Genomic DNA, 26153 nt, shown 5'->3' with positions numbered 1-26153 from the left:
CGAGGGACCTCCTGGGGTCTGGATGGGTGCTTGGCGGCTCCCAAACAGAACCCGGAGGTCCCTCCTCACATCAAGACCGATCACTCACCACGCGGTGCACCAACCTGTCCGGGCAGTACACCTAGGCCTGCACGTCGCCCACGGCCTGGCCGCAGCGCACGCCAAGAAGGTGGTGCACCGGGACCTCAGCTCCAACAACGTCCGGCAGCTCTCGGACGGCACCTTCAAGGTCATGGACTTCGGCTTCGCCCGTCACACTCTGCGCTCCGGACTCACCGTCGCGGGGCAGCCGGGCACGCCGGGCTTCGCCAGCCCGGAGCACCTGCATAGCTACTCGGGCGCTCCGACGGCCGCCTCGGACATCTTCGCCACCGGCATCCTCATGTTCGCCGCCCTCACCGGGCGCCTGCCCATCCCCTACCAAGGCGACGACGCGGAGTATGCCCGCCGACTGCTGGCCGTCCAGATCCCCGATCTGAAGGAGCTGCGGCCGGACCTCACCCAGGAGCAGTACGACCTGGTGCTGCGCTGTTTGCATCGGCAACCAGCCCGGCGCTACCTCAACGGGTCACGGCTCGCCGAGGCGATCGAGGCCCTGGCATGAGCATCCTGATCGAGGACAGCCCCCGGAACCTCCTGGCGTGGACGCAGGAGGCTGTTGAGCGGGGCCTGGCCCGCGGCGGAGTCATCACACCCTTCGCGACCCCCTGGATCAACAAGGCCGGCGCTGGCGCCCGCCGGGGAGCTCGGGAGGTAGCGGCGGCGCTACATGGGGTCGGGGCGGAAGTCTGGTTCGACGCAACTACCCACGCACTGCAGATGGCCGGCGTCGGAGACTTCCGCTACTACGACGAATACGACCTCTGGGGTGGTCCCCGAGGCGACCTGAGCACGCCTGCAGCCCGTGAAGATCACGTTCGCCTGGTGTTCGCCATCCAGGACCAGCTCGGCGCCCCGCGGCTCGCGCCGACGATCCTGCTGCACCACGGTGAGAGCGGAACCAGCCAGCAGGCTCTCGAGCTGGCGCAGGCGGCCATCGACATCGACCCGAACTGCTGGCTCTCGGTGGCCGGCACCTCCCCGTTCTGGGCTAGCGGTTCGGCGCTCGATGCCCACATCGGTGGCCTGGCCCAACTGGACCCGGGTGGTTGGTTCCTGACGGTGGCCAGACCCATCCTGGCGTTGCCCGTCGAGGCGGACGTCGAGGAAGTCCATGGTCTCTGCCGTACCACCAGAGCCCTCGCCGAGCACCGCCCGGTGCACATCTCGCACGGAGACCTGGCCGGCCTACCGGCAGTGGCCGCTGGGGCATACAGCGTCGGCAGTGGATGGGACCAGCGCCAGCGGGTGTGCGCGTTCGGGAGCTACGCCGCGCGCGACGCCGGAGGCGCGGGAGGTGGCTGGTATGAGCGGCCCACGTTCCTCGGACTGCTCGGCTCCCTGAAGACCAGTGAGGCCGCTGTACTGACGCGGCAAGACCTGGCCCGCTCGAATCGACTCGGACCCCCGCCCCCTCCAGGACCCAAGGAAGCCTTCCTGCACCACGTGGCCGCTCTGGACGCCGCGATGGCCCCCCTTCTCACCGCACCCGACTATGAGCGTCGGTACAGAGCTCTTGCCGCTACCTACGCCGCTGCCGCCGCCGAATGGCCACCGGTGGTGACGATCACCGGTAGCTCGGCGACCGCCACCGACTGGATCGACGTCCTGGCCGCAGGACTGAACGCCTACGGCACGGGCGAGGGCTGGTAGCCCTCGCGCACCGCGGCCACGAAGTACTCGGCCGCCCACAGCCGCCGGGCTGGAGGCAGCTTCTGCACCGCTGGCCGGCGTACCCAGCGCCCACCGACGACGAGCCCACCACGGTCGCTGGCGACCTGAACGCGGAGCAGCTCCAGCGGGCGGGCTGACAGCTCACCCATCACGAGTACGTAGCCGTCTGCCCAGACGCTGTACCGACGCACCTGGCGCAGCGCCCGAGACCAGTCCCGGACTTTTGTCTCCACCGCGTACATGCGTCCGAGCGGACGCAATGCCTCCGGACGCACATATCGGTCGGGTCCGCGCTCTTGCAGCGCACCGACGCGCACAAGGTCGGGCAGCCGGCGCTCCACGGTCTCAGGAGGCCACCCCAGTAGCCGGGCCAGGGATGACGACGAGCGGCCGACTCGCGGGTGGGCAACAGCCGCGACCGCCGCATCAACCTGGTGCAGCAACGCCGGGACGTCGAGCGCCAGCCGCTCAGCCAGCAACGCCGGTGGACCCACCAATGCTGTGAGGTCGGGGATGCCATAGGGACCGGTCGCCTCTTGCACGACGAGCAGCCCTCGATGAGCACCGGGCAGCGCCGCCGCCGCATCAACAGCCGGAGCGAGCAGCGCCAGCTCGTGACTAGGTGCGAATCGCCGGCCCGCCCGGGGCCGGAGGCTCTCCACGACCATGGTCACGCACACCACTGTGCCAGCCCGCTTTCCCGACCGGGACGCAGCATCCCGACGTCTCGTTGCCGGGGTGACCGAGAGCTCAGGGGCCGTAGCTCCCGCGCCCTCATCCCTAAGCTCCGCCGCTCGCAACGCGCTAAGGCCGCCGCTCGATTGGACTGGCCTCGGGCGGGGACAGGCCGAGATCGCGCCGCAGCTCCGCCAGTACCTCAGCCTTGGTTTCAGTGATCACGGCTTGGACCTCGACCAGTTCGCTCAACGTCACGCCGTCCTCCTCGCCACCGCTTGACGAAGGGGCACCACCAGTCAGTGACGCCCGTACCACAGGGTGACTCCAGCGCCGAGCCACCGAGCTCTCGTGCGGTCCCCTGGTGCGGCCGCTGCACCAAGGGCACCACTAGCCAGTGACGGGACGGCTTTTAGGGGGTCGGGCCGCACCGGAGGCCCCGTCGCTGGGGAACCACAAGCCCCGCTTACACCGCCGCACGACAGGTCTCACACCTTCGTCCCTTGGCGCACGTCGACTACGACGTCGACGGGCGGGCGGGCGGGCGGGTTGGCCATTTCAGCCCGGATGGGCGCTCCCCACATGGCTAACGGGATTCAGGATGCCCCAGGGTGCACCCGGCACCCAGATCCCATCCACCGCTCGGCGACTGTCGACGCGGGAGACGGCCCGAGGTCAGCACTGGAGACAGCAAGATCACTAGGCGACACACGTCTTACATCTCGGGCGGCGGAACTCGTTGGGACAGGTTTCCCGGAGGTTGGCGCCCACTTTCCCTAGCGGGACCAGCGAGGAGGCCAGCACCACGCCCAACGGACCGGCCGTGGGCGCCAACGTCATCGATTGTCTCCCCAGCGGGGCTGAACCACGGCGGCGGCGCGACCAATTGGGGCATGCCCTCCAGCCTGGCTGCACTTCCAGCCTGTTGCCGTCCCGTCACCGGCGTCGAAGGTCGACCCCGGCCACGTCCCCCGCTGCCGTATCCCGCCGTAGCCTGCTCTTCGTCTCGCCTGGTCTCGTGGTTCGCGACCGCGCTGGGGAACCGTCGAATGGCTCTTGACGTACGAATGAGAAACACCAGGTGCTCGCCTACTTAGCAGCGCCGCTGCTCCCGAGAACAATGATCGAGGTCAACGACGACAGCGGATGCCAGTCCGGCGACGTTGATTCGAACTGCCCGTCGGGCATGACGTGGTGATGCGCAGCCCCCGGAATTACATTCGGGTCAAGCGGATGTAGGGCATTGGGGTTGTGATATACGTCCATCCCTTCCATCCACGTCTCCGGGTAACCCTCGCTGATGACGTGCACGAAAGTTGCCGGCTCACTGGCGTCCGGGTCATGATCCAGCACGAAGCCTTCACGCACCAGGATCACGTTCTCAGCGGCGAATCCGGCTGCGACTCCCATGCGATCGAACTTTGCGATCGTCCCGCTATTGTTGAACAGAACTGCGCTGACGTGCTTGGTGTCGGGCAACGAGAAGAATCCTGATGGGACCTCCTTGGTGCCCCACTTGTGCATGCTGACGGGTATGACTCGGATGTCGAGGGCGCCGTCTTCGCGTCTGATCGGTTCGTGGCGGTTCCCGTACAAATACGTCGGTAACGCTGATCTCGTCCACGTCATGGACAAGGTCTCGTGGAAGTCCTGTATGGCGAAGACTAGGGGTTTGCCACCGACGTGCGACTGCTCCCAGTAGCGCTTAGACAACTTGGCGTTGAGTGGGCCGGCGTACCTGATCGGGAGGTAGTGCTCAACGTAGAGGCGTCTCTCCTCGTCCGTTTCGCGCGGCGGGTGCTCTACTGTGTTGCCCTGATGATCTTTTGACGGGTTGATCGTCGTGGCCTCAATGCATAGGTCGCCGAGCGGCCCTGTGAGGTTGAAGTCGGGAACGCTCTTCTCCGAGGAGATCGCGAGACCCGCCTCCGTGATAGCGGCGAAGAGGTAGAGCTCCCACATGCGAGCGTCGAACCCTGCGGTCTGGAATTGTTCGACGAAGTTGCCATCGACATCCTCGTACCATCGCATCATCGGTTCGATCAGTGCCCGTGCCGGCGCGTAGCCAGCGTGGGTAGCCAAGCGCTCGAAATCCGGGTGCAGCTTATCAGCGGGAACCGCCGGCGCGAAGAAGTTGACCACCTCGCCCGATTCGTCACCTTGGTGACGAATTTCGTCCATCCGGCCCGCGAGAGTCCCGCCCATCTTTGCTAGTTGGATCACCGCATTGACCGGCTCGCCGTAGAATGTGGTCATACCGACCCACCGGTAGCGTTCGCGAGAGTCCGGAGCCATGAACACTCCGCTGAACTCCCCATCGGTATCAACCTGGAGAGTTCCAATCAGACCCGACTCGGCCCATTCAAACCAAGCAATCTCCGTGGCGAGTGCCGCAGCGGCTGGGTGGCGCGCATAGGACGCGAGTGCGTCGAAACGGAGCTTCGAGATCTGGTGCACGGCATCATCATTCCTTGTTAGGTGACGGTCACTGGAGACTCGCCCGCAGCCTTGATGGCATGGGAACCAGCGGCACCCCCGAACACCGAGCCCGGCAGCGGCAGTGGCAACGGCGTCAGGGAGCCCAGCGGACGACGCCGACCACTCGCTCGGCCCAGCCCCAGCGGACGTGCACGGTCCCGAACGGAGGGTCGCGGCGACGACCTGTGGGTGGTGCGGCGGACCCATCACGCCGGGCAGCCGGGGGCCGATCCCCAAGTGGTGCTCGGCTACCTGCCGGCACCGGGCGTGGGAGCAGGCCAGGGCCGCGGCCTCGGGCCTGTCCGCGCTGGAGGTCGTCGAGCGGCGCGTCGAAGTCCCGGTTCCTCTCGTGCCCACCCGCCGCGACTGGCCCCGACTGCTCGGCGAGCTCGCCGGCCAGCTGAACGACGGGCGGATCTACGACCGCGACCTGCCGGCCCTTGCGCGGGCACTGCAACCCGCACTGGAGGCCTACCGGAGACGCGCCCACCTCACCGGCGCCCTGACGTGCGCTGAATCCGAGGCTCCAGGACTTCTCCAGTAGGCAGGAGTCGCCGCTCGAGTCTCCTGTCGGCCGCGGTCACCGCTCGGTGCGCACGACTGGGGAGGGACTGGGGATCTTCGGCAGGCCGCTCCCCCACCGTCGTACGGCAGCCTTCACGCAGCAACGCTCGACTGATCCGGGAGATGTCGACATGGGTGATCCGCAGCCGCTCCGGGCCGTCATGGCCGCCGATCGGCTCCTGCTCACTCCCGAGGAGGCGGCGAAGGTCCTCCGCGTCGGCCGCACGACGGTGTACGCGCTCATGAAGTGCGGGGATCTGCGTCCCGTCCACATCGGCCGCAGCTGCCGGATCTCCCGGGCAGAGCTCGACCGCTACGTTCGCCGGCTTGAGGCTGCCCCGTCCCGTCCACATCCTTCGCCGGACGCCGCGTGAATCCACAGCGCTCCTGCCTCTCCCCCGAGGGCTCCGCGAGACTGACCCTCCTGAAGAGCGCCAAGGGGTAGCCGATGGCGGGACGCGCGTCGAACGGCGAGTCGACGATCTACAAGGGCGCCGACGGACGCTGGCACGGCTACGTCTCCGTCGGCTTCAGGCTGGACGGCAAGCTCGACCGCCGGCACGTCAGCAGCAAGAGCCGCGGCGTCGTGGTGGCGAAGGTCCGCGACCTGGAACGCAAGCGCGACGCCGGCACCCTCAGCGCCGTATCCACCCCGACCGTCGCCGACTGGCTGGAGCACTGGCTCACCACCATCGCCCCGCGCCGCGTGCGTCAGCGGACCCTGGAGAGCTACGAGCCCGCCGTCCGCCGGCACCTCGTTCCCGGCATCGGCCGGCACCGCCTCGACCGGCTGCGACCGGAGCATCTCGACCAGCTCTACACCGCTCTGCTCGACGCCGGCTACTCCCCCGCCACGGTGCTACGCCACCACCGCATTCTGTCCCGGGCCCTCACCGTCGCCGTCCAGCGCGGCCACGTCGCTCGTAACGTCGCCGCCCTCGTCGACCCACCCGCCCAGCGCCAGAGCGACATCGCCACCGCCCTCGACCTCGGTGAGGCCCGTGCCGTGCTGCACGCCGCGGCACATGTGCGCAATTCCGCCCGCTGGACCGTGGCTCTCGCGCTCGGCCTGCGACAGTCCGAGGCCTTGGCTCTTCAGTGGAAGGACATCGATCTGCTCACGGGCACGCTGACTGTCCGGCGAAGCATCCACCGGGTTCGCGGAGGCGGGCTGATCTACGAGGAGCCCAAGACCCGCCGCAGCCAGCGCACGCTCGCCTTGCCGATGCCTCTTGTCGACGAGCTGAACCGTCATAAGGCGGTCCAGCTTGGCGAGCAGATGCTGGCCGGCTCCGAGTGGCACGACGAGGACCTGGTCTTCGCACAGCCGAACGGCCGCCCGATCGACAAGAAGACCGACCACGACGACTGGACCCGGCTGCTCCAGGCGGCCGGCGTCCGGCACGTCCGGCTGCACGACGGGAGGCACACCGCCGCCACCCTGCTGCTGAGCGAGAACGTCCACCCGAGGGTGGTCATGGAGCTGCTCGGCCACAGCCAGATGCGCACGACGATGGACATCTACAGCCACGTCATGCCGGCGCTGGCCCGTGAGGCCGCCAACCGGATGAGTGCTCTGCTGCTGCAAGGTAAGGGTGGGCAAACTGCAACCACAACTGCAACCAGAGACGACTCAGGCCGCTCCCCCGGAGGGGAACGGCCTGGTCATCGGGGTGGAGCTGAGGGGACTCGAACCCCTGACCCCCACACTGCCAGTGTGGTGCGCTACCAGCTGCGCCACAGCCCCGATCCCGGCCCGGCGACTTCCTCCGAGCCGGGAACGACTGTACAGGGCCGGTCGGCGGGACCGACGGAGGGGGTCGGCGCCGGGCGGCGTGGCGAGCCGACCTCAGCCCTGCGGCATCTGGGCGACGCGGATGTGGTTGCCGAACGGGTCACGGAGGCCGAAGTCGATGCCGTACGGCTGCTCGACCGGGTCCTCGGTGATCTCCACACCGCGCTCCTTCAGCTCGGCGTGGGTCTTCCAGGCGTCGTCGCAGGTGAAGAAGAGGTGGCCGCCGGCCGCCCCCTTGCTCACCAGCTCGCGCACCTGCGCGGCGGTCTCCTCGCTCATCGCCGGCGGCCCGGGCTTCTCCAGCAGCACCGCGCGCCCGGGATCCCCGGGCAGCGCGACGGTCAGGAAGCGCATGGGCCCGAAGTGCATGTCGGTCTGCACCTCGAACCCGAGCTTTCCGACGTAGAAGTCGAGAGCGGCGTCCTGGTCGGGGACGTAGATCTGGGTGATGGAGATGGTCTGCAGCATGGGGTGGACGCTAGGGAGCCGGCGCCGGCGACCGCTTCTCCGAAACTGCTCGATCCGTCGCCGGCCGGGCCCAGGCCATCGCGAAGCAGGTGGGCGCCTGAGGGAGCGGCCCGCGCCGCCGGTAGGCGCTCGGCGGCTCCCCGACGACGTCCCGGAAGACCCGGCTGAACGTCCCCAGGCTCGAGAACCCGACGTCCATGCAGATCTCGGTCACGCTGCGGTCGGTGGCGCGCAACAGGAACATCGCCCGCTCCACGCGTCGCCGCTGCAGGTAGCGGTGCGGGGTCTCGCCGAACGCCGTCCGGAACGAGCGGATGAAGTGGGCCGGCGAGACGTGGGCGAGGCGGGCCAGGGTCGGGACGTCGAGCGGCTCGGAGTAGTCGCGGTCCATGGCGTCCCGCGCCCGCAGCAGCCGCCGGTTGGCGTCCTCGACGGGGTGCTCCACGCGGCGATCAGACCACGGCCGACCGCAGATCAGACGTGGACGCCGCGCGCGGCCAGCCAGGCGATCGGATCCACCCGCTTGCCCTCCAGGCCACCCTTGTGCACCTCGAAGTGCAGGTGCGGGCCGGTGGACTGCCCCCGGTTGCCCAGCAGGGCGATGGTCTCCCCCGCCTCCACGTACTGGCCCGGCTCCACCAGGATCTTGTCCATGTGGCCGTAGACGGTGACGTCACCGTTCTCGTGGAGGATGTAGACGGCCAGGCCGAAGCCGCTGGCCGATCCCGCACGCAGGACGACGCCGTCGACGGCGGCGTACTCGGGAGTGCGCATGGGGGCCGCGAGGTCGATGCCGTAGTGGAAGGTGCCCCACCGGCTGCCGTAGCCGCTGGTCAGCCGGGCACCGGCGACCGGCAGGACGGCCTTGGGACGCGCGGCCTCCGCGGCGGCGGCCGCTGCGGCCTCCTCGGCGGCCTGCCGCTCGGCGCGCGAGGCGGCGACCTCCTCGAGACGCGCCTGCGCCTCGGCGACGGTGATCGAGGCCTGCGGCAGCACCTCGACACCCTCCTCGGCCGTCAGCAGCGAGGTCTGGGCGGCGAGCACGGAGGTGGCCTCGGCGGCAGGAGCCCCCTGCAGGCTCACCCCGGCCGCGACGACGCCGCCGAGGAGGAGCGACCCCAGCAGCAGCGCCGGGCTGCGCCGGGCCTGCGCGCGGGGTGCGCGCCGGCGGCCACGGCCGCCGGCCGCCCTACCGGCTCGAGGCCGCACCGCCGACAGCAGCTCCGTGCGGGCCTCCGGGCCGATACCAGCGTCCATGCACCCTGTCCGTCTCGCGTTCCTCGAAGTGCGCGCCCCCGATCGGGCACATCCATCGAAACACTCCGTGACGCATCCGTGACCAGGCGTTCGGCGCGTCGTCCACGACACGCCGCGACGAGTCGCACGACACGCCCCACGCGCCACAGCAGCCCCGGATCCGAGTGACAGCCGTGTGATTCAACCCCGGGCGCGAGGACGGATCCGTGATCGGCGATCATGGACGCCCACGGCACGGCGCCAGCAGTTTGCGCCGCGCCGGAAACGGGCATTGCCCCCTTCCGGCGTGAAGCATCCGCGCGCCGCCCCGGTGCGTACCGCTCCCGCGAGGCGGCGCCCGGCCTTGCGCGGCACCGAGTCACACCCGTGTACTGCTGATCCACCCGTCCCCGGAACCGGGGCGGGTCGCATCCGCCGCGCTACGGACCGAGAAGGAGGGACGCGATGTCACAGGCCGAGCTCCTGCATCTGCAGACGACCGCCGGGACGGCGGCGGCCGGGCATCCAGCGACCGCCCTCGTGCCCGACCCCGGCGCCCCGAACGTGGTGGCGGCAGCCGACATCCACCCGCTGACCGACGCCACCCTGCCGCTCCACGAGGCCCAGCTGAGCGTGCCGACCTACGACCGGTCGGCGCTCACCCCGGCGGTCGTCCACTTCAGCGTCGGCGGCTTCCACCGCGCCCACCAGCTGCTCTACTTCGACGAGCTCGCCGAGCGGCGGATCAGCGACGGCTGGGGCGTCGTCGGTGTCGGGCTGCACAGCCGCACGATGAAGGACGCCCTGGCGCCGCAGGACCACCTCTACACGGTCGTCGAGCGCAGCCCCGACGGCGAGCGCGCCCGCGTCGTCGGCGTCATGGTCGGCTACCACTTCGCACCCGACGACCCCGTCGCCGTGCTGGACCTGCTCACCGACGAGCGCACGCGCATGGTGTCCCTCACCATCACCGACAGCGGCTACCGACTCGACCCCCGGACCGGGCTCTTCGACGCCGACGATCCAGACATCCGGTGGGACGTGCGTCGGCCCACCTCCCCCCGCACGGTCTTCGGCTACCTCGTGGAGGCGCTCGACCGCCGCCGGCGGGCCGGCCTCGAGCCGTTCTCCGTGGTCTCCTGCGACAACATGCACCGCAACGGCGACGCCGCCCGGGCCGCCGTGGTCGGGTTCGCCCAGTTGCGCGACGAGGTCCTGGCCCGCTGGATCGCCGACCGCGTGGCCTTCCCCAGCAGCATGGTCGACCGGATCACACCGCACACGAGCCCCGAGGAACGGGCCGCGGTGGCGCGGCGCTACGGCGTGGACGACCGGTGGCCGGTCATCACCGAGCCGTTCTCGCAGTGGGTGATCGAGGACAACTTCTCCGCCGGCCGGCCTCCGCTGGACGCCGTCGGCGTGCGGTTCGTCCCCGACGTGGGCCGCTACGAGCTGATGAAGACCCGGCTGCTCAACGCCAGCCACTGCGCCCTGGGCTACCTGGGCTCGCTCGCCGGGCACGCGAGCCTGGACGAGGTGATGGCCGACCCGGTGTTCGCCGGCTACGTGACCCGGCTCATGGACGACGAGGTCACCCCCCTGCTGCCGCCGCCCGACGGCATCGACCTCGCCGAGTACAAGCGCACGCTGCTCCAGCGCTTCGCCAACCCGGCGATCGCCGACGGCCTCCCCCGGTTGTGCCGCCGCGGCTCCACCAAGATGCCGCACCACCTGCTGCCGTCCCTGCGCCAGGCGCTCGCGGAAGGGCGGCCGCACGGCCTGCTCACCCTCGCCGTCGCCGGCTGGTTCCGGTTCCTGCGGGGCACCGACGAGGCCGGCCGGCCGCTCACCGTCGAGGACGCGCTCGCCGAGCGCTTGCAGGCGCTGGCCCGCGCCGGGGGCGACGACCCGCGACCACTCCTGGGCGAGACCGCGCTGTTCGGGGACCTCGGCGAGGACTCCGCGTTCGTGGCCGAGCTGCGGCAGGCCCTGACCGCCCTCGACCGCGACGGTGTCCGGGCCACCGTGGCCGCCCGGACAGCGGGCCCCGCGGGGCTGCTCCGGTGACCGGCGCCCCCTCCCCCACCCCGTCCCCGAAGGGAGCCCAGCTGGTGCCGACCGTTCCGCCGACGCTGATCGAGCAGGTGCAGTACCTGCTCTGCGACGCCGACGGCAACCTCTTCCCCTCCGAGGAGCCGGCGTTCGAGGCCTCCGCCGAGGTCACCAACGCCTTCCTCGCCTCCGTCGGCATCGACCGCCGGTACACGGCGGACGAGCTGCGCCACGCCGCCACCGGTATGAACTTCCGGTCCACGGCCCTGGCGCTCGCCACCGAGGCCGGCGTTCCCGACGTCGACGTCGAGCCCTGGGTCGCCGAGGAGCGGCGGGCGGTGACCGCGCACCTCGGTGCCACGCTGCGACCGCACGAGCCGACCCTGGCGGCGCTGAGAGCGCTGGCCGGTCGGCTGGAGCTCGCCGCGGTCAGCTCCAGCGCTCTGTCCCGGCTGGCCGCGTGCTTCACCGCCACCGGGCTGGACGAGCTGATCCCGCCCGCGCGCCGGTACAGCGCCGAGGACTCGCTCCCCGTCCCGACCAGCAAGCCCGACCCGGCCGTCTACCGCCACGCCTGCGCGGCTCTGAGCATCGCTCCCGAGCAGGGGCTCGCGGTGGAGGACGCCGTCGCCGGGGTCCGTTCGGCCGTGGGTGCCGGCTGCCCCACGGTCGGCAACCTGCTCTTCGTGCTACCCCACGAGCGCGCGGCGCGCGCCGAGGCCCTCCTGGCGGCCGGCGCGCTGACCGTCGTCGAGTCCTGGCAGGAGCTGGCCGACCTCGTGCTCACGGTTTCGGCCGGCGGACCGCCGACCGACGACGCGCTGACGGGAGCGGCCCGGTGAACATCGTCTACGTCGCCTTCCGTGGGCACTTCTCCGACAGTTCGCGCGCCCTCTACGAGGCCCTCCTCGAACGGGGGGTCGACGCCACCCACACGTGGTTGTCCGCACCGCACACCCAGGCCACCTTCCCGGCCGACGTCGAGACGCTGACGTTCGGCAGCCCCGAGTCGATCGACGCGCTGGAGGGGGCCGACCTGGTCATCTCCAACGACCACATCCCGCTGGACTGGCAGAAGCGGCCGGGCACGACGTACCTCCAGACCTGGCACGGCACGATGCTCAAGCGCATCCACAACGACGTGCTGTGGGCGCCAGAGGGCCGGCTGGCCTACCTGGACCAGGACATCGCCCGCTGGGACCTGCTGCTGTCACCGAACGCGGTCACCACCGAGCGGCTGCGCAAGGCCTTCGGCTTCACCGGTCCCATCCACGAGACGGGCCTGCCGCGCAACGACCTGCTCAGCAGCCCACGGCGCGAGGAGCTGCGCACGCAGGTGCGCGCCGACCTCGGCATCGAGCCGGGCCAGACGGTGGTGCTCTACACGCCGACCTGGCGCGACGACCTGGTGTTCGAGAAGGCGGGCTCGAAGGACTTCGAGTTCGCCATCGACCTGGAGGACTTCTCCGCGCGCCTCGGCGAGGACCACGTGCTGCTGCTGCGGCTGCACAACATGGTCATGGACCGGCTGGAGATCGTCGACGGGTCCGCGGTGCGGGATGTGTGCAACCACCCCGACATCCGCGACCTGTACCTGGCGGCGGACATGATGGTGACCGACTACTCGTCGACGATGTTCGACTTCGCGATCACCGGCCGGCCGCTGCTGTTCTACACCTACGACCTGGAGAACTACCGCGACCAGCTGCGCGGCTTCTACTTCGACCTGGAGGACGTCGCCCCGGGCCCGCTGGTGCGCGACAGCCGCGAGCTGGTCTCGGCGATCGCCGACGTCGACGGCATCAGGTCGGAGTACGCCGAGCGCTACGCCCGTTTCCAGGAGATGTTCTGCCACCTCGAGGACGGCGCGGCCGCCCAGCGCGTCCTCGACCTGCTCCTCCCGGGCGCACCCGCGTCCGGGCACACCACCAGCACCACCCCTGAGGGAGATGATGTCCGTGCGGACCGGTGACCACGTCCTCAACGCTGTCCGTCGGGGCAGCTCCCCCTCCGCCACCCGCACCACGGGCCGGCGGCCGCTGACGTCGTCGGTGCAGGTCGTCATCCTGGCCGCGGGCATGGGCACCCGGCTCGGGCGGCAGGACCCCAAGCCGCTGACCCGGCTCGACGACGGGCGCAGCATCATGCAGCGCCAGCTCGACGGCCTGCGTGCCGTGCTCGGCGCCGACGTGTCGATCACCGCGGTGGTCGGCTACCGCAGCAAGCGGATCATGAAGGCTGCCCCGGACCTGCTGTTCACGTACAACCCCGACTTCGCGGTGACCAACACGTCGAAGAGCCTGTTGCGCGGACTGCGCACGACCCGCGAGGGCGGCGTGCTCTGGCTCAACGGGGACGTCGTCTTCGACCCGGCCGTGCTCGAGGCGACCCTGCCGAGCATCGCGGCGGACGAGAGCTTCGTCTGCGTCGACACCAGCACCGTCGCCGAGGAGGAGGTCAAGTACACCCTCGACGACGACGGCTGCATCCGCGAGCTCTCCAAGATCGTCCGCGGCGGACTCGGCGAGGCGGTGGGGATCAACTACGTCTCCTCGACCGACAAGGCCATGCTGATCGAGCACCTCGAGAGCTGCTCGCACGAGGACTACTTCGAGCGCGGCATCGAGACGGCGATCGCCGAGCGCGGCATGCGCGTGCGGCCGGTCGACATCTCGCAGTACGCCGCGGTCGAGGTGGACTTCGAGGGCGACCTCCAGCGGGCCAACACCCTGTTCGGCGGCGGTGCGCCGAACGTCGTCGCCGACATCGTCTGATCCGCGCGGGAACCGCCGTCAGGCCGCCGGCACCGGGAAGCCGGCGGCGGTTCCCGCGGGCGGCGCCGCGGTCTCCCGGAAGCGCCGCACCGCCGCGATGCCGCCGATGAGCAGCCCCGCACCGAGGGTCGCGAGCACCCCCACCGCCAGCCGCGCCAACGGCTCCGGCCCGGCGGAGAGCACGTTCGCCGACCAGAGGACGTCGACGTCGGGCAGGCCCTGCACGAGCAGCAGCCAGCCGGTGACGACCGCCAGCAGCCCGGTCAGCGCACCCCGGCCGCGCCGGGCGGCCCGCAGCCCGAGGACAGCGCACAGCAGAGTGGCCGAGGCAGGCAGCAGCGCCGAGATGACGGCGCCCGTGTGCGAGCCCGCGGTCACCGGGGGCTCGGGGGTGGCCGCCGCGTGCCACAGCGACGCCAGGGCGCCCAGGGCGAGCAGCGCCCCCAGCGGGAGGGGCCGGCGCGCCAGCAGCCCCGCGGCCACCGCGGTGAGCAGCAGCGCGGCCACGAGCGGCCACACGACCCACGGCGACGGGGGCGGGCTCCAGGTCAGCACGCCGGCGATCTCCGCCTTGGTGCCGCCGTGCCGGACGGGCACGACCCACTCCGAGACCACGTGCTCACGGGTGGGGTCGGCCGCGACCTGCGGCGGGAGGACGCCCTCGCTCATCCAGTGCGTGCGGTGGTCGTGCCAGACGTAGTGCGGCTGCGTCGAGATCTGCTCCCACGCGGGCGCGGCGTCGGCGTCGGCGGAGGCCGGCAGCGCGGTCCGGCCGTAGCGGTCGAGGTTGATCCAGGTCGCCGGGCTGTGCGCGTTCCGCCACACGCCGTCGGGGCCGATCCGCAGGTAGGGCTCGCCCGAGTACCCCGGGACCAGCACCTCGACGTCCGAGGTGTTCACCAGCTCCAGCTCGTCGCCGAACTGCAGCGACCGCACGCTCACCCCCGGCAGCTGAGGGGTCACCGACAGCACGCGGGCGTCGAAGTCGCTCCCCGCCGCGCCGCCCCCGACGTGCGCCGACGCCGGCCCGGCCAGAGCGAGCAGGGCCACCAGCGCGGCCAGGACGGCCAGCAGCCGGCCGGGCCACCGGCTCACGCGCCCGCCACCGCCTGGAGGTCCGCGGCGATGTCCTGCGGGGTGTTGCCCGCGTCGAAGGCGACGTGCGCCTCGTCGTCGGCGCCGTACAGCAGCAGCAGCGTCGAGTGCAGCCGTCCGCCGTCCTCGGCCTGCGGCACCCCGGCCGCCAGCTGGGCCTGGTCGATGCTGTCCTGGTCGCCGGTGAGCCCGATGAACTGCGTGGGCAGGTCGGCGTCGAACCGGTCCAGGTACTCGCCGAGCACCTCGGGGGTGTCGGTCGCCGGATCGGTGGTCACGAAGACCATCTGCACCCGCTCGGCCAGCTCCGGGTCCAGCCCGCGCAGCGCCACCGCGACGTCGGCCATGGTGGTGGGGCACACGTCGGGGCAGTTGGTGAAGCCGAAGAACAGCATCGTCGGCCGGCCCGACGTGGCCGCCTTGAAGTCGAACTCGGCGCCGGTCGTGTCGGTGAGGGTGAACGACGGGCGGCGGTACGCCTCGTTCAGGTCCAGCCCGGCGTAGCGGTCGTCGGGGGCCTCCACGACGGCCGGTGCACCTGCGGAGTGGTCGTGACCCTCGGCGGCGTCGTCCGCCGAGCCCCCGCAGCCGGCCAGCAGCAGGCCCGTGGTGAGGAGCAGAACCGGCACGGCCCGGCGGGGGCGTCGAACGGCGGATGTCACGAGGACACGGTACGTCGGGACGCCCGCACGCCGAGGACGACACCGGCGATCGCGACGAGCAGCGCGAGGATCGACAGGAAGAGCGCGATCGCGCCCGGATCGCCGGCGGTGTGCGCCGCGGCCTCGTCGCCGGCGGCCCCGGCCGCGCCGTGCCCCGTCTGCTCGCCCTCGGGCGCCAGCGACAGCACCGGGGCGGGGCGCTCGGGCTCGTCCTGCCCGGCGACCGTGGGCTCGATCCACGCCGCTTCGCTACCGTCGCTGTAGCTCTGCACCGCCGGGAAGCTGAGCTGCTCGGCCTCCGGGAACGGCCCACCGGAGAGGGCGAACTCCTGGAACTGGCCGGGCGCGATGCCGCCGCCGTCGGTCGCGCGGTACTCCACCACCGCGACGTACGAGCTGATCTCCCGGCCGTGCACCTCGACCGGCTCGGCCAGCTCGGCGGTCGTGGTCGTCACCGTCCAGCCCGGCACCGGCTGGGCCCGGAGGGACCCCATCGCGGCCTCCTCGGGGATCTGGATCCGCAGGGCGACCGTGCTGGCGGTGTCGCTCTCGTTCGGCACGCGGAAGGCGAGCTTGCCGTACCCCCCGGGCGCCGCGTCGGCGGAGGAGACGGTGACGTGGGCGGACGCGGCGGTCGCGAGACCCACGGCCGCCACCAGGGCGGTCAGGGCGACCAGCAGCAGGACGGCGAGCCGGGCGACCGGACGGGGCAGGGACACAGGACTCCTCAGGGCGAAGGGGGTGCGGTCGGGCAGGGTGGTCGGGCGGTCAGCGCACGGGGAAGTCCGTGGCCGCGGTGAGGGCGGTGAACTCGTCGAGCCGGACGGTGGCGGTGAGCGTCCAGGTGCCGGCGCCCGGGATCGCCATGCCGTCGCCGACGAAGTGGCCGGGGCCGGCGGGCTGCAGCGCGACGTCGAGCGGGCCGATCTCCTGGCTCCGCTCGGTGAGGGTCACCCGGATCTCGGTCGGCTGCGTGAGCCGGCCGTCGTCGTCGAAGAGGTAGAGGTGCAGCGTGTTCGGGCCGGGGCGCGCTGGCTCGACCGTCACCTGCACGCTGCCCGAGGTGGCGCCGGAGCCGCTCTGCAGGGGGAGCACGACCTCGACCGGCTGGGCCAGCGCCGTCCGGGCCGGCGGCGTCGCGACCAGCACCGCCGACAGGGCGAGGACGACGGCGGCCAGTACCGCCTCCACGAGCAGTGAGCGCCGCAGCGCCGGCAGGTGCTCGACCGCGGACTCCGCCTGGGCCTGCTCCCGCTCCTCGGCAGCCGCCACCGCCGCGGCAGCGGGCTCGGCGCGGCCCGCGGCGGCGAACGCGTGCACGGTCGTCGTCCGGCGTCGTGGAGCGCGGCGGACACCCAGCCGCTGCTGCACCCACACGCGGGAGATCCCGGCCGCGGCCAGGACGACCACCACGAGCAGCAGCTTGACCGCGAGCAGCCGCCCGTACGTCGTCTCCACCAGCGCGGTCGGGGACGCGACCTCCCGCACCGACTGCACGATCCCGGACACGACGAGCGCCACGACCGCGCCGAACGCCAGCCGGGAGAACGGCGGGAGGGCGGTGGCCACGTCGCCCGGCGCGGCGCCCGGCCGCACCGCGGCGGCGAGCAGGCCGGCGAGCCCGCCCAGCCAGATCGCCATCGCCCCCGCGTGCACCGCCGCGACCAGCACGGCCAGGACCGGCCACGGCCCGGCGACCGGGTGGCCGACCGCCGCGGTCGCCAGGACCAGCCCGCCGCCCAGGGCCGCCACCCCGACGGCCGTCACCCGCCCCGGCGGTGCGGCGGCCCGCCACGCACGGCGCAGCACCAGCAGCAGCGCGACGGCCAGGGCGGCGCGGGCGAGGGCGGCCCAGCCCGCGCCCGTACGCGCCGTGGCGCCGAGCAGCGCCGGGTCGGCGATCGCGCCGACCCCCGCGCCCGCGGCGTAGGGGCCCTGCAGGAGGAACCCGGTGACCGCGGAGACGGCGACCGCGACGGCGCCGCCGAGGGCCATCCTCCGCAGCCGCGCGGTGCCCCGCCCGTTCGGCCAGCAGGTGACGACCAGCACGGGCACCCCGAGCGCCAGCGCCAGCCCGGCGTAGCCCACCCAGCGCGCCACGGGCAGCAGCACCCCGACGACCGGGTCGGTCGCCGCCGCGGCGTCCGCCGCGCCGGCGCCCAGCAGCTCGCCGTCACCGACGGCGAAGGAGAAGGCACCGGAGACCGGGTGCGAGTCTGCCGAGACCACCCGGTAGGTGACGAGGTACCCGCCGTCCGGCAGGTCCCCGCGCAACGGGATGGTGACCACGTCGCCGTCGACGGATGCGTTCCCGGCGTCCACCCGCTGCTGGTCGGCGCCGAGGACCCGGGCGTACCCGGCGCCCAGCGAGACGCCCTCGGAGAACCGCAGGGTCACCTCGTCGGGTGCTGCGTCGAGCCGCGCGCCCTCCCCCGGGGTCGTGGAGACCAGCGTGGCGTGCGCAGCCGCCGGACCGGCCGTGCCGATGCCCGCGCCGAACCAGCCGACCACCAGCAGGGCGAGCAGGAGGGCGGTGCGCCTCACGCGGGCATCCGCCGGCCGGCGACCGCGGGGACGGGACGACGCCGGCGGCCACGCCACGCGACGGTCGCCACCAGCACCGTGCCGGCCAGGAGCAGCAGGTGCGCCAGCGCCCGGTCGGCGTGCACGTGCCCCGCCTGGAGATCGGCGACCGTCACCGGGAGCAGCAGGGCCACGAAGGAGCCCAGGAAGGGCAGCGCGCCCGCGGCCAGCCGCGGAGCGGCTGCGACGGACAGGAACGCCGCGGCCAGCGCCAGGTTCCAGGCGCCGCTCTCCCGGGCCATGTGCACCGGGGCGCTCATGGCGCCGGCGCCGGAGGCGAGCAACGGCCAGGCCAGCGTCGCCTGCGCCACCCCCACGGCGAGCAGCGCCAGCCGCACCGCCGTGTCCGCCAGCCGGGCGCGCGCGGCCGCCCGCGCGCCGGGGAGCTCGCGCGGCAGCGCCGAGAGGACGCTCGCGGTGAGGTCGGGCACCGATGGGGCAGGTGCCAGCCGCGCGCGGCGGGTCACGCGCTCGGCGGCGGCGGCCCAGCCCGCGCACCCGGAGCACGTGGCGAGGTGCGCCTCGAGCTCGTCGGCGGGCATCCCGAGCGGCTCGCCGTCGAGCCGCGCGGAGAGCGCCTCGCGGCAGGTGTGGCAGGACATGGTTGATTAGTCGCCGCCGGGCACCGCCCGGTTCCGGGCCTCCCGGGTGACCTGCGACACGCTGACGAGGACATGGACGACCTGGCACGCCTGGCCGCGGACGCCGCCGACGGCGACCCGCTGGCCGCGGCCACCCTCGTGCGGGAGACGCAGTCCGACGTCTGGCGGCTCTGCGCCGCGCTCGGCGACCGGGCCTCCGCCGACGACCTGACGCAGGAGACCTACCTGCGGGCGTTCGGCTCCCTGCACCGCTTCGAGGGCCGGTCCTCGGTCCGCACCTGGCTGCTGGCCATCGCCCGCCGGGTCTGCGCCGACGCGCTGCGCTCCCGCCGCCGGCGCCGGCTGACCCTGGTCCGGGAATCCCCCGACCTGGAACTGCTGGCCCCGCCGGGCGCCGCGGATGCCGTCGGGGAGAGCGCCGCGGTCGCCGATCTGCTGGCCCGGCTGGCCCCCGACCGGCGCGAGGCCTTCGTGCTGACGCAGCTGCTGGGGCTGCCCTACGCCGAGGCCGCGGAGGTCGCCGGGTGCCCCGTCGGCACCATCCGTTCCCGGGTGGCGCGGGCACGGGCCGACCTCGTGGACTCCCTCGACACGGTGCGCGAGGACGCCGGCCCGGGCGAGACCGCGCACGGCTGAGCGGGCGGCACCGCGACCGCCGTCCCACGCGTCGGGACGCGATCTGCGCCTAAGTGCATCGATCTGGTAGACATTGCGCCGTGACGCGGACGACGATGCTGCTCCTGGTGAGCCGCCGGCACGTCGACCTCCTGCGCGTCTGCACCGCCGCCTGTCCGGGCTGCTGAACTCCTCGCGCCTCCCCCGGCGCCACCTCGTCTCACCCCTCGCCTCACACGGTCGCCGTCTGCGCGCCCGCGTCCTGAGACCCCGGAGCCAGTGCTCGTGAAGACCCTGATCCTGCTCGCCCTCGCCGGGCTCGGTGCCCAGCTCGTCGACGGCAGCCTCGGCATGGCTTACGGCGTCACCTCGACGACCCTGCTGCTGGCCATCGGCACCAACCCGGCCGCGGCGTCGGCGACCATCCACCTCGCCGAGATCGGCACCACCCTGGCCTCGGGGCTCTCGCACTGGAAGTTCGGCAACGTCGACTGGAAGGTCGTCGCCAAGGTGGGGGTGCCCGGTGCGGTCGGCGCATTCGCCGGCGCCCACTTCCTCTCCAGCCTCTCCACCGCGGTCGCGGCGCCGGTCATGTCGCTGATCCTGGTCTCGCTGGGCGTCTACATCCTGGTGCGCTTCACGCTGCGCGGCATCGACCGGCGGAACGTCGGCAAGCCCATCCGCCGGCGCTTCCTGACCCCCCTCGGGCTGGTGGCCGGCTTCGTCGACGCCACCGGTGGCGGCGGCTGGGGGCCGGTCGGCACGCCGGCGCTGCTGGCCAGCGGCCGCATGGAGCCGCGCAAGGTCATCGGCTCGATCGACACCTCCGAGTTCCTCGTCGCGCTGGCGGCCAGCCTCGGCTTCCTGCTCGCTCTCGGCTCGCAGGGCATCGACCCGCTGTGGGTCGCCGGGCTGCTCGCCGGTGGTCTCGTCGCCGCCCCGATCGCGGCGTGGCTGGTGCGGCACATCCCGCCGCGCATGCTGGGCTCCCTGGTCGGCGGGATGATCGTGCTCACCAACACGCGCACGCTGCTGCGCAGCGACTGGGTGGACGCCGGCGACGTCGTCAGCGCGCTGGTCTACGCCGTGCTCGCGGTGGTCTGGGTCCTGGCCGTCGTCCACTCCTACCGCCGGTACCGGCAGGACGCGCGGCTGGAGTCGGCCGACGCCGTCGCCGCGCTGGCCGAGCAGAACGTGGCCGCCGACACGACCGACCCCGGCGAGGCGCCGGTCCGCGCCGCCGCTCCCGCCGACGAGCCCGTGGCCGCCGGCCGCCCCAGCGCCCCCCGCGACTGAGGGCTGCGCCGGGATCAGGTGACCTGATCGTGCAGCGTCCTCCCTCACCGCAGGAGGTGAGGGAGGACGCGCGATGATCAGGTTCGCTGATCATCGCGACGACAGCAGCGTCGCCTCCAGCTCGGCCGGGAGGCCGGGTCGGGGCTGGTCCGCGGGGCGGTGTGCCGGCGGCGCCGGCCGCTCGTGCGTCCGCAGCCACTCCCAGGTGTCGGCGACCGTCGACTCCAGCGCCCGCGTGGCCAGCCCGAGCTCGGCGGCGCGGGTGGTGTCGACGTCCCAGGCGGTGGGGGCGACCTCGTGGCGCAGCCACAGCGGCAGGTGCAGCCACTCCTGGACGCCGGCGGCGAGGAGGTCGGCCTCGGGCACCGGCGCCCACTCCGCCGCGCTCCCGGTGACGACCCGGCAGAGGTCGAGCAGGCCGCCCAGCGTCGTCATGCCCGCCGGCCCCGTGGCGTTGACCGCACCCGTGCGGCCCTGCTCGGCCATGTCCACCAGCCACGCGGCGAGGTCGCGGGCGTCGACCAGCGCGATCGGCTGGGCGACCCCCTCGGCCGGGACGACCACCCGACCGCCGCGCGCGATGCGCTCCAGCCACCAGCCGAGGCGGTGGACCGGGTCGTAGGGGCCGACGATCAGGCCGGCACGGGCGGTGAGGAAGCGGCCGCCGACGGCCGCGGCGAGTTCCCGCTCGGCGAAGGCCTTGATCGCTCCGTACTCGTCGTCGTCGTCGGCGCCCTCCGTCCGCTCGCCGTCCTCGGGGCCGAGCGGGCCCGGCGGCCAGTTCCGGTAGGCGTTGAGGCTGCTCACGAAGACGTAGGAGCGGACCCCGCCGAGCGCCGCCGCGGCGTTGCGGGCGGCGGCCCGGGTCTGGCAGGAGGTGTCGACGACGAGCTCCGGCTCCCACTCCCCCAGCGTGCGCGGCAGCGCACGGGGGTCGTCACGGTCGCCGTGCAGCGCCCGCACGCCCTCCGGCGGCGCGCCCGTGACGCCCCGGGTGAAGGTGGCGACGTCGTGCCCCCGCCCGAGCGCGGCACCGACCACGTGCCGACCGAGGAAGTGGGTGCCGCCGAGGACGAGGAGTCTCATGCCGACCACTCCAGCCCGGTCGGCGCCCACGCGTCCAGGGCGTTCGCCGGCAGCGGATCGGCCGTCGGCGGACGACCGCTACACCGCGCGGGACACCGGCAGCGTGGGCACCTGCGGGAGGGGCGTGGACCGGGCCGCGGCGAGCACCATCTGGGGCGAGGACGGCAGGCCGCGCCGGGTGCAGAGCCGCAGCGCCCGGGCGCCGGTGAGGACGTCGGTCTCCGGCGGGACGACCAGCAGGTCGGCGCGGCGGTTGCCCCCGGCCCAGGTGAGGCAGACGACCTGAGGGTCCATGCTGCGGAAGCCGCCGGCGCGCACCGTGCGGCCCAGCACCTCCAGCTTGCGGGGGGCCGGCTCCCAGGCCTCGAGGGCGTAGGTGAACCGCTCCACCCGCACACCGCGCCGCTCCAGCGCGGCGACCAGCTCGGGCAGCTCCACGGCGAGGTCCCGGCTCCGCGGGAACCACGCACCGTCGAACGCCGAACCGCCCGATCCGGCGTCGGCGCGCAGGCTCACCCGGACGTCGATCCCACCCCGGAAGCCCTCGGCCGCCGGAACCGTACGGGTGATCGTCGCCATGAGCGTTCGGCCGCCTTCCTCGTTCCCAGGGAGCCGGGAGACGGCTCCGACGCCAACGTAGGCCGGGTGCGCGGCGGGCTCCCCCGACGGTGCGGCGGGCGCGTCGGACCGCTCCGGCCAGCCATCACGATTCGTGACCTACCGAGCACATACCCGCGCAGCCGTCCGGACTGCCGCCCGGCGGGAGGGCTGCGCACGGACAGTCGGCAGCACACCACGGGGCGTCAGTCCTCGCGGGGGGACGCGGGACAGGTGCTCCGCGGAGTTGCTGCCGGGGACGGCGGTCTGCCTACCGTGCGGCGTCCACCACCGGGTGGGCCCGGATGGCGGACCGCCGAACCTGCCCACCGCCACCGGACCGTGCACACGACGGGCAGGCGCGGGGGACCCACGAGAACCTGGCCCTCGGCCTCGGGGTGAAGCCGCAGCACGCGGCCGGGCAGCTCTCGCCCGAACCCGACAGCTAACCCCGCAGGCGGCGAGAGGCTTCCCCATGCTCAAGCACCGCACGGCGCGACTCGGTCGCCCCACCCGCACCTCCGCCACGGCAGCTGTGGCACGTCCGGCCGTGGTCCTCGCGGCCGCGGCGGCCGCCTCCTTCGCGATCGCCGCTCCCGCCCACGCCCACTCCGGGGAGCACACGGTCGTCCCCGGTGACACGCTGGGCGGGCTCGCGGCCGCCCACGGCACCTCGTGGCAGACCCTCCACGCCGACAACCTCGCCACCATCGGCGCCGACCCGAACGTGCTGCGCGTCGGGCAGGTCCTCGTCATCGGCGGATCGGGCGCCGCGCCCGCCGCCCCCGCCGCCCCCGCCGTCCCGAGCGCGCCGGCCGCCGTCGGCGAGTACGTGGTCCAGGCGGGCGACACGCTGGGCGGTATCGCCGCCGGCCACGGCACCACCTGGGAGCAGTTGCACGCCCTGAACCTCGATGTCGTCGGTGCCGACCCGAACGTGCTGCGCGTCGGTCAGCGGCTCGCCCTCGGCGGCGGCACGGCGGCGGTGCCGGAGCGCGCCAGCCGGGCCGCGGACCGGTCGGCCCCGGACGCGGCGGCCTACGGCGCGTGGGATCCCCACGTGCGCCCCGCCGTGGGAGAGATCGCCGCGCAGTTCGGCATCTCGACGGTGTTGACCCGCCCCGGCCACAGCCCCACGGAGGGGCTCGCCGCCGACTTCATGGTCTACGACGACCGGGCCACGGGCGACGCGGTCGCCCAGTACGTCATCGACAACGCGGCGCGCCTCGGCGTCGAGTACGTCATCTGGCACCAGCAGATCGCCGGCACGTGGACGGGTTGGGCGTGGCAGGCCATGGAGGACCGTGGATCCGCCACGGCCAACCACATGGACCACCCGCACGTGGCCTTCGCACCGGCGCCGTAACGGCACCCGCGACGCAGCGAGCCCCTGCCCGGATCACCGGACAGGGGCTCGCTGCGCACCGGGGGCGGATCAGCTGGGCTTGGGCTTGCGGTTCTTGGCCTTGCCGCGCTCGGTCTGGTCCAGGACCACCTTGCGGATGCGGACACTGGCCGGCGTCACCTCGACGCACTCGTCCTCGGCGCAGAACTCCAGCGCCTGCTCCAGGTTCAGGATCCGCGGCGGGATGAGCCGCTCCAGCTCCTCGGAGGTGGACTTGCGCATGTTGGTGAGCTTCTTCTCCTTGGTGATGTTCACGTCCATGTCGTCCGGACGCGAGTTCTCACCGACGATCATGCCCTCGTAGACCTCGGTGCCCGGCTCGACCATGAGCTGGCCGCGCTCCTGCAGCGAGAACATCGAGTACGTCGTCGCCACGCCCTGGCGGTCGGCCACGAGCGAGCCGGTCGGGCGGGCGCGCATGTCGCCCAGCCACGGCTCGTAGCCCTCGAGGTTGTGGTTGAGGACGCCGGTACCGCGCGTCTCGGTGAGGAACTCGGTGCGGAACCCGATGAGGCCGCGCGACGGGACGATGTACTCCATCCGCGCCCAGCCGGTGTCGTGGTGCACCAGGTTCTCCAGCCGCGCCCGGCGAACCGCGAGCGCCTGGGTCAGCGTGCCGACGTACTCGCCCGGGGTGTCGATGGTGACCCGCTCGACCGGCTCGTGCAGCTTGCCGTCGATGGTCTTGGTGACCACGGTCGGGCGACCGACCGTGAGCTCGAACTCCTCCCGGCGCAGCTGCTCGACGAGGATGGCCAGCGCCAGCTCGCCGCGGCCCTGCATCTCCCAGGTGTCGGGCCGCTCGGTGGGCAGCATGCGCACCGAGACGTTGCCGACCAGCTCCTGGTCGAGCCGGTTCTTGATCAGGCGGGCGGTGAGCTTCTTGCCGGACTTGCCCGAGATCGGCGAGGTGTTGATGCCGATCGTGATCGAGATCGAGGGCTCGTCGACGGTGAGCGGCGGCAGCGGCCGCGGGTCGTTCGGGTCGGCGAGGGTGTCGCCGATCATGATGTCCTCGATGCCGGCGATGGCGACCAGGTCGCCGGGGCCGGCGCTCTCGGCCGGGGTGCGGGTGAGGCCCTCGGTGACGAGCAGCTCGGTGATCTTGACGTTCTTGATGGTGCCGTCGACCTTGCACCAGGCCACCTGCTGGCCCCGCTTCATCTCACCGGAGTGCACGCGCAGCAGCGCGAGCCGGCCGAGGAACGGCGAGGCGTCGAGGTTGGTGACCTGCGCGCGCAGCGGCTCCTCGGCGTCGTAGGTCGGCGCCGGAACGGTGTCCAGCAGCGTCTTCACCAGCGGCCCGAGGTCCGGGCTGTCGGGCACGGTGCCGTTCTCGGGGCGGTTGAGCGACGCCTGCCCGGTGCGCCCGTTGCAGTAGACGATCGGGAACTCGAGGGCGTCGGCGTCCAGGCCGGCGTCCTCCATCAGCTCCATGAACAGCTCGTAGCACTCGTCGACGACCTCGGCGATGCGGGCGTCACCGCGGTCGGTCTTGTTCACCGCGAGGATGACCGGCATCCCCTTGGCCAGCGCCTTGCGCAGCACGAACCGGGTCTGCGGCAGCGGCCCCTCGGAGGCGTCGACCAGCAGGACCACGCCGTCGACCATCGACAGCCCGCGCTCGACCTCACCCCCGAAGTCGGCGTGACCGGGGGTGTCGACGATGTTGACGACCACCGGGTTGCCGTCCTCGTCGGCCAGGCGGATCGCGGTGTTCTTGGCGAGGATGGTGATGCCGCGCTCGCGCTCGAGGTCCATCGAGTCCATCACGCGGTCCTGCGTGGTGTCGGCGTCGGTACCCTCGCCCTTGGCGCGCCCCAGGGCGCCGGCCTGGCGGAGGAGGGCGTCGACCAGGGTCGTCTTGCCGTGGTCGACGTGGGCGATGATCGCCACGTTGCGCAGGTCGTTGCGGGTGGGCATGCGGAAGGGCACCTCGGGCAGCTCGGGGTCGCGCCGCGCGGACGCGCGCGGGCTAGCAGGACAACGACCTCCGAGGCCGCGACCTTCCCTCCACTCTAGGTGCTCAGCGCGCGGACACCGTCTCCCGCTGCTTGTCGACCACCCCGTAGGTGGCCCCTGCGGCGGCGACAGTGACCAGACTCACCGCGAACCAGGCGGGGAAACCGGCGCCCAGGGCGAGGACGTGTGCCAGGACGAAGGCGCCGATGTAGAGGGCGGCGAGCCCCGCGGTGACGGCGGGGCCCCGCCGTCGGGCGGCGATCCAGGCGGCTCCGGCGCCGCAGACGGCGAACACCGCGCCGCCGAGCGCCCGGACGCCGGTGCCCTGCGCGATGCCGAAGCCTGCGGCCAGCCCGACGGCGACCAGGAGCGAGGCGGGGATCCGGGACAGGGACGGCGTCGACATGCCGACCAGTGTCCCAGCGGGGACGGCTA

General features: G+C 72.7%; 25 protein-coding genes, 1 tRNA gene, 1 pseudogene and 1 riboswitch. Of the genes and pseudogenes, 11 read left to right on the top strand and 16 right to left on the bottom strand.

Features of this window, described 5'->3' with window-relative positions:
- The first annotated feature begins 94 nt into the window (after positions 1-94).
- On the top strand, positions 95-604 hold the full coding sequence (locus tag ACI79S_RS15615) for a protein kinase domain-containing protein (protein WP_456594357.1): 510 nt from the start codon (positions 95-97) through the stop codon (positions 602-604).
- On the top strand, positions 601-1752 hold the full coding sequence (locus tag ACI79S_RS15610; RefSeq protein WP_456594356.1) for a hypothetical protein: 1152 nt from the start codon (positions 601-603) through the stop codon (positions 1750-1752). The genes ACI79S_RS15615 and ACI79S_RS15610 overlap by 4 nt, the downstream gene beginning before the upstream one ends.
- Here ACI79S_RS15610 and ACI79S_RS15605 read toward each other — a convergent pair.
- The 3 genes from ACI79S_RS15605 to ACI79S_RS15595 all read right to left on the bottom strand — a co-directional run bounded on the left by ACI79S_RS15605 (position 1728) and on the right by ACI79S_RS15595 (position 4905).
- Positions 1728-2447: a hypothetical protein gene (locus ACI79S_RS15605; protein WP_456594355.1), complete on the bottom strand. Its 720-nt coding sequence runs from the start codon at positions 2445-2447 to the stop codon at positions 1728-1730. The genes ACI79S_RS15610 and ACI79S_RS15605 overlap by 25 nt on opposite strands.
- Before the next feature lie 130 nt (positions 2448-2577).
- The gene (locus tag ACI79S_RS15600) at positions 2578-2706 is read right to left on the bottom strand and encodes a hypothetical protein (protein WP_456594354.1); all 129 of its coding nucleotides are present in this window, start codon (positions 2704-2706) and stop codon (positions 2578-2580) included.
- A gap of 831 nt (positions 2707-3537) precedes the next feature.
- Positions 3538-4905 carry a hypothetical protein gene (locus ACI79S_RS15595; RefSeq protein WP_456594353.1) on the bottom strand — a complete coding sequence of 456 codons (1368 nt, stop codon included), beginning with the start codon at positions 4903-4905 and terminating at the stop codon, positions 3538-3540.
- A 716-nt stretch (positions 4906-5621) separates the two neighbouring features.
- Between ACI79S_RS15595 and ACI79S_RS15590 the strand changes: the two genes are divergently transcribed.
- Both ACI79S_RS15590 and ACI79S_RS15585 read left to right on the top strand, forming a co-directional pair.
- Positions 5622-5864: a helix-turn-helix domain-containing protein gene (locus tag ACI79S_RS15590; RefSeq protein ID WP_456594352.1), complete on the top strand. Its 243-nt coding sequence runs from the start codon at positions 5622-5624 to the stop codon at positions 5862-5864.
- Between the two features lie 74 nt (positions 5865-5938).
- Positions 5939-6964, top strand: a pseudogene (locus ACI79S_RS15585) (tyrosine-type recombinase/integrase); the annotation flags it as partial.
- Positions 6965-7164: 200 nt separating this feature from the next.
- Here ACI79S_RS15585 and ACI79S_RS15580 read toward each other — a convergent pair.
- From ACI79S_RS15580 to ACI79S_RS15565, 4 genes are all read right to left on the bottom strand, one after another.
- A tRNA-Ala gene (locus tag ACI79S_RS15580) sits at positions 7165-7237 on the bottom strand.
- Positions 7238-7339: 102 nt separating this feature from the next.
- Positions 7340-7753 (bottom strand): VOC family protein, encoded by a 414-nt coding sequence (locus ACI79S_RS15575; protein ID WP_456594351.1) that lies wholly within the window; start codon positions 7751-7753, stop codon positions 7340-7342.
- 10 nt (positions 7754-7763) lie between these two features.
- The gene (locus ACI79S_RS15570; RefSeq protein WP_456594350.1) at positions 7764-8198 is read right to left on the bottom strand and encodes a helix-turn-helix domain-containing protein; all 435 of its coding nucleotides are present in this window, start codon (positions 8196-8198) and stop codon (positions 7764-7766) included.
- A gap of 29 nt (positions 8199-8227) precedes the next feature.
- Positions 8228-9010: a M23 family metallopeptidase gene (locus ACI79S_RS15565; RefSeq protein WP_456594349.1), complete on the bottom strand. Its 783-nt coding sequence runs from the start codon at positions 9008-9010 to the stop codon at positions 8228-8230.
- Positions 9011-9454: 444 nt separating this feature from the next.
- Between ACI79S_RS15565 and ACI79S_RS15560 the strand changes: the two genes are divergently transcribed.
- Genes ACI79S_RS15560 through ACI79S_RS15545 form a run of 4 tightly spaced genes read left to right on the top strand, consistent with a single transcriptional unit; the run spans position 9455 to position 13815 of the window.
- Positions 9455-11056 carry a mannitol dehydrogenase family protein gene (locus ACI79S_RS15560; protein WP_456594348.1) on the top strand — a complete coding sequence of 534 codons (1602 nt, stop codon included), beginning with the start codon at positions 9455-9457 and terminating at the stop codon, positions 11054-11056.
- A 44-nt stretch (positions 11057-11100) separates the two neighbouring features.
- The gene (locus ACI79S_RS15555) at positions 11101-11883 is read left to right on the top strand and encodes an HAD family hydrolase (RefSeq protein ID WP_456594347.1); all 783 of its coding nucleotides are present in this window, start codon (positions 11101-11103) and stop codon (positions 11881-11883) included.
- Complete coding sequence (locus ACI79S_RS15550) at positions 11880-13013, top strand: CDP-glycerol glycerophosphotransferase family protein (RefSeq protein WP_456594346.1); 1134 nt, start codon at positions 11880-11882, stop codon at positions 13011-13013. Before ACI79S_RS15555 ends, ACI79S_RS15550 begins: the two co-directional genes overlap by 4 nt.
- Positions 13000-13815, top strand: coding sequence for a phosphocholine cytidylyltransferase family protein (locus ACI79S_RS15545; RefSeq protein ID WP_456594345.1), 816 nt, complete (start codon positions 13000-13002; stop codon positions 13813-13815). Before ACI79S_RS15550 ends, ACI79S_RS15545 begins: the two co-directional genes overlap by 14 nt.
- An 18-nt stretch (positions 13816-13833) precedes the next feature.
- Here ACI79S_RS15545 and ACI79S_RS15540 read toward each other — a convergent pair whose 3' ends face one another.
- From ACI79S_RS15540 to ACI79S_RS15520, 5 genes are read right to left on the bottom strand one after another with little or no spacing between them, the layout of a single operon-like run.
- Positions 13834-14910: a hypothetical protein gene (locus tag ACI79S_RS15540; RefSeq protein ID WP_456594344.1), complete on the bottom strand. Its 1077-nt coding sequence runs from the start codon at positions 14908-14910 to the stop codon at positions 13834-13836.
- On the bottom strand, positions 14907-15572 hold the full coding sequence (locus tag ACI79S_RS15535; protein WP_456594343.1) for an SCO family protein: 666 nt from the start codon (positions 15570-15572) through the stop codon (positions 14907-14909). The genes ACI79S_RS15540 and ACI79S_RS15535 overlap by 4 nt, the downstream gene beginning before the upstream one ends.
- Positions 15569-16291 carry a YcnI family copper-binding membrane protein gene (locus ACI79S_RS15530; protein WP_456594342.1) on the bottom strand — a complete coding sequence of 241 codons (723 nt, stop codon included), beginning with the start codon at positions 16289-16291 and terminating at the stop codon, positions 15569-15571. The genes ACI79S_RS15535 and ACI79S_RS15530 overlap by 4 nt, the downstream gene beginning before the upstream one ends.
- 49 nt (positions 16292-16340) lie before the next feature.
- Positions 16341-18116 carry a copper resistance CopC/CopD family protein gene (locus ACI79S_RS15525; protein WP_456594341.1) on the bottom strand — a complete coding sequence of 592 codons (1776 nt, stop codon included), beginning with the start codon at positions 18114-18116 and terminating at the stop codon, positions 16341-16343.
- The gene (locus tag ACI79S_RS15520; protein WP_456594340.1) at positions 18113-18757 is read right to left on the bottom strand and encodes a zf-HC2 domain-containing protein; all 645 of its coding nucleotides are present in this window, start codon (positions 18755-18757) and stop codon (positions 18113-18115) included. Before ACI79S_RS15520 ends, ACI79S_RS15525 begins: the two co-directional genes overlap by 4 nt.
- A gap of 72 nt (positions 18758-18829) precedes the next feature.
- Here ACI79S_RS15520 and ACI79S_RS15515 point away from each other — a divergent pair, with 72 nt between their 5' ends.
- Both ACI79S_RS15515 and ACI79S_RS15510 read left to right on the top strand, forming a co-directional pair.
- Positions 18830-19393: a sigma-70 family RNA polymerase sigma factor gene (locus ACI79S_RS15515; protein WP_456594339.1), complete on the top strand. Its 564-nt coding sequence runs from the start codon at positions 18830-18832 to the stop codon at positions 19391-19393.
- A 264-nt stretch (positions 19394-19657) separates the two neighbouring features.
- Entirely contained in the window at positions 19658-20668 is a 1011-nt protein-coding gene (locus ACI79S_RS15510) for a sulfite exporter TauE/SafE family protein (RefSeq protein WP_456594338.1), read from the top strand.
- 90 nt (positions 20669-20758) lie between these two features.
- Here ACI79S_RS15510 and ACI79S_RS15505 read toward each other — a convergent pair whose 3' ends face one another.
- The gene (locus ACI79S_RS15505) at positions 20759-21754 is read right to left on the bottom strand and encodes an NAD-dependent epimerase/dehydratase family protein (protein ID WP_456594337.1); all 996 of its coding nucleotides are present in this window, start codon (positions 21752-21754) and stop codon (positions 20759-20761) included.
- Between the two features lie 78 nt (positions 21755-21832).
- Positions 21833-22333 (bottom strand): DUF5994 family protein, encoded by a 501-nt coding sequence (locus tag ACI79S_RS15500; protein ID WP_456594336.1) that lies wholly within the window; start codon positions 22331-22333, stop codon positions 21833-21835.
- A gap of 379 nt (positions 22334-22712) precedes the next feature.
- A riboswitch (cyclic di-AMP (ydaO/yuaA leader) is annotated at positions 22713-22806 on the top strand.
- 80 nt (positions 22807-22886) lie between these two features.
- Here ACI79S_RS15500 and ACI79S_RS15495 point away from each other — a divergent pair.
- Positions 22887-23717: a LysM peptidoglycan-binding domain-containing protein gene (locus ACI79S_RS15495; RefSeq protein ID WP_456594335.1), complete on the top strand. Its 831-nt coding sequence runs from the start codon at positions 22887-22889 to the stop codon at positions 23715-23717.
- A gap of 69 nt (positions 23718-23786) precedes the next feature.
- Here ACI79S_RS15495 and typA read toward each other — a convergent pair whose 3' ends face one another.
- Positions 23787-25679 (bottom strand): translational GTPase TypA, encoded by a 1893-nt coding sequence (typA, locus tag ACI79S_RS15490; protein WP_456594334.1) that lies wholly within the window; start codon positions 25677-25679, stop codon positions 23787-23789.
- Between the two features lie 103 nt (positions 25680-25782).
- Positions 25783-26124 carry a hypothetical protein gene (locus ACI79S_RS15485; RefSeq protein ID WP_456594333.1) on the bottom strand — a complete coding sequence of 114 codons (342 nt, stop codon included), beginning with the start codon at positions 26122-26124 and terminating at the stop codon, positions 25783-25785.
- Positions 26125-26153: the final 29 nt, after the last annotated feature.

This window comes from Blastococcus sp. SYSU DS1024 (genome assembly GCF_054050795.1).
The sequence above is the reverse complement of the archived record's forward strand: the minus strand, read 5'-3'. Positions and strand labels throughout refer to the sequence as shown.

What these genes read in the sequence shown, in the direction of transcription:
- ACI79S_RS15500 (WP_456594336.1), bottom strand. Translation starts at nt 22,333, where the DNA reads ATGGCGACGATCACCCGTACGGTTCCGGCGGCCGAGGGCTTCCGGGGT.
- ACI79S_RS15485 (WP_456594333.1), bottom strand. Translation starts at nt 26,124, where the DNA reads ATGTCGACGCCGTCCCTGTCCCGGATCCCCGCCTCGCTCCTGGTCGCC.
- ACI79S_RS15575 (WP_456594351.1), bottom strand. Translation starts at nt 7,753, where the DNA reads ATGCTGCAGACCATCTCCATCACCCAGATCTACGTCCCCGACCAGGAC.
- typA (WP_456594334.1), bottom strand. Translation starts at nt 25,679, where the DNA reads ATGCCCACCCGCAACGACCTGCGCAACGTGGCGATCATCGCCCACGTC.
- ACI79S_RS15515 (WP_456594339.1), top strand. Translation starts at nt 18,830, where the DNA reads ATGGACGACCTGGCACGCCTGGCCGCGGACGCCGCCGACGGCGACCCG.
- ACI79S_RS15565 (WP_456594349.1), bottom strand. Translation starts at nt 9,010, where the DNA reads ATGGACGCTGGTATCGGCCCGGAGGCCCGCACGGAGCTGCTGTCGGCG.
- ACI79S_RS15590 (WP_456594352.1), top strand. Translation starts at nt 5,622, where the DNA reads ATGGGTGATCCGCAGCCGCTCCGGGCCGTCATGGCCGCCGATCGGCTC.
- ACI79S_RS15505 (WP_456594337.1), bottom strand. Translation starts at nt 21,754, where the DNA reads ATGAGACTCCTCGTCCTCGGCGGCACCCACTTCCTCGGTCGGCACGTG.
- ACI79S_RS15610 (WP_456594356.1), top strand. Translation starts at nt 601, where the DNA reads ATGAGCATCCTGATCGAGGACAGCCCCCGGAACCTCCTGGCGTGGACG.
- ACI79S_RS15520 (WP_456594340.1), bottom strand. Translation starts at nt 18,757, where the DNA reads ATGTCCTGCCACACCTGCCGCGAGGCGCTCTCCGCGCGGCTCGACGGC.
- ACI79S_RS15560 (WP_456594348.1), top strand. Translation starts at nt 9,455, where the DNA reads ATGTCACAGGCCGAGCTCCTGCATCTGCAGACGACCGCCGGGACGGCG.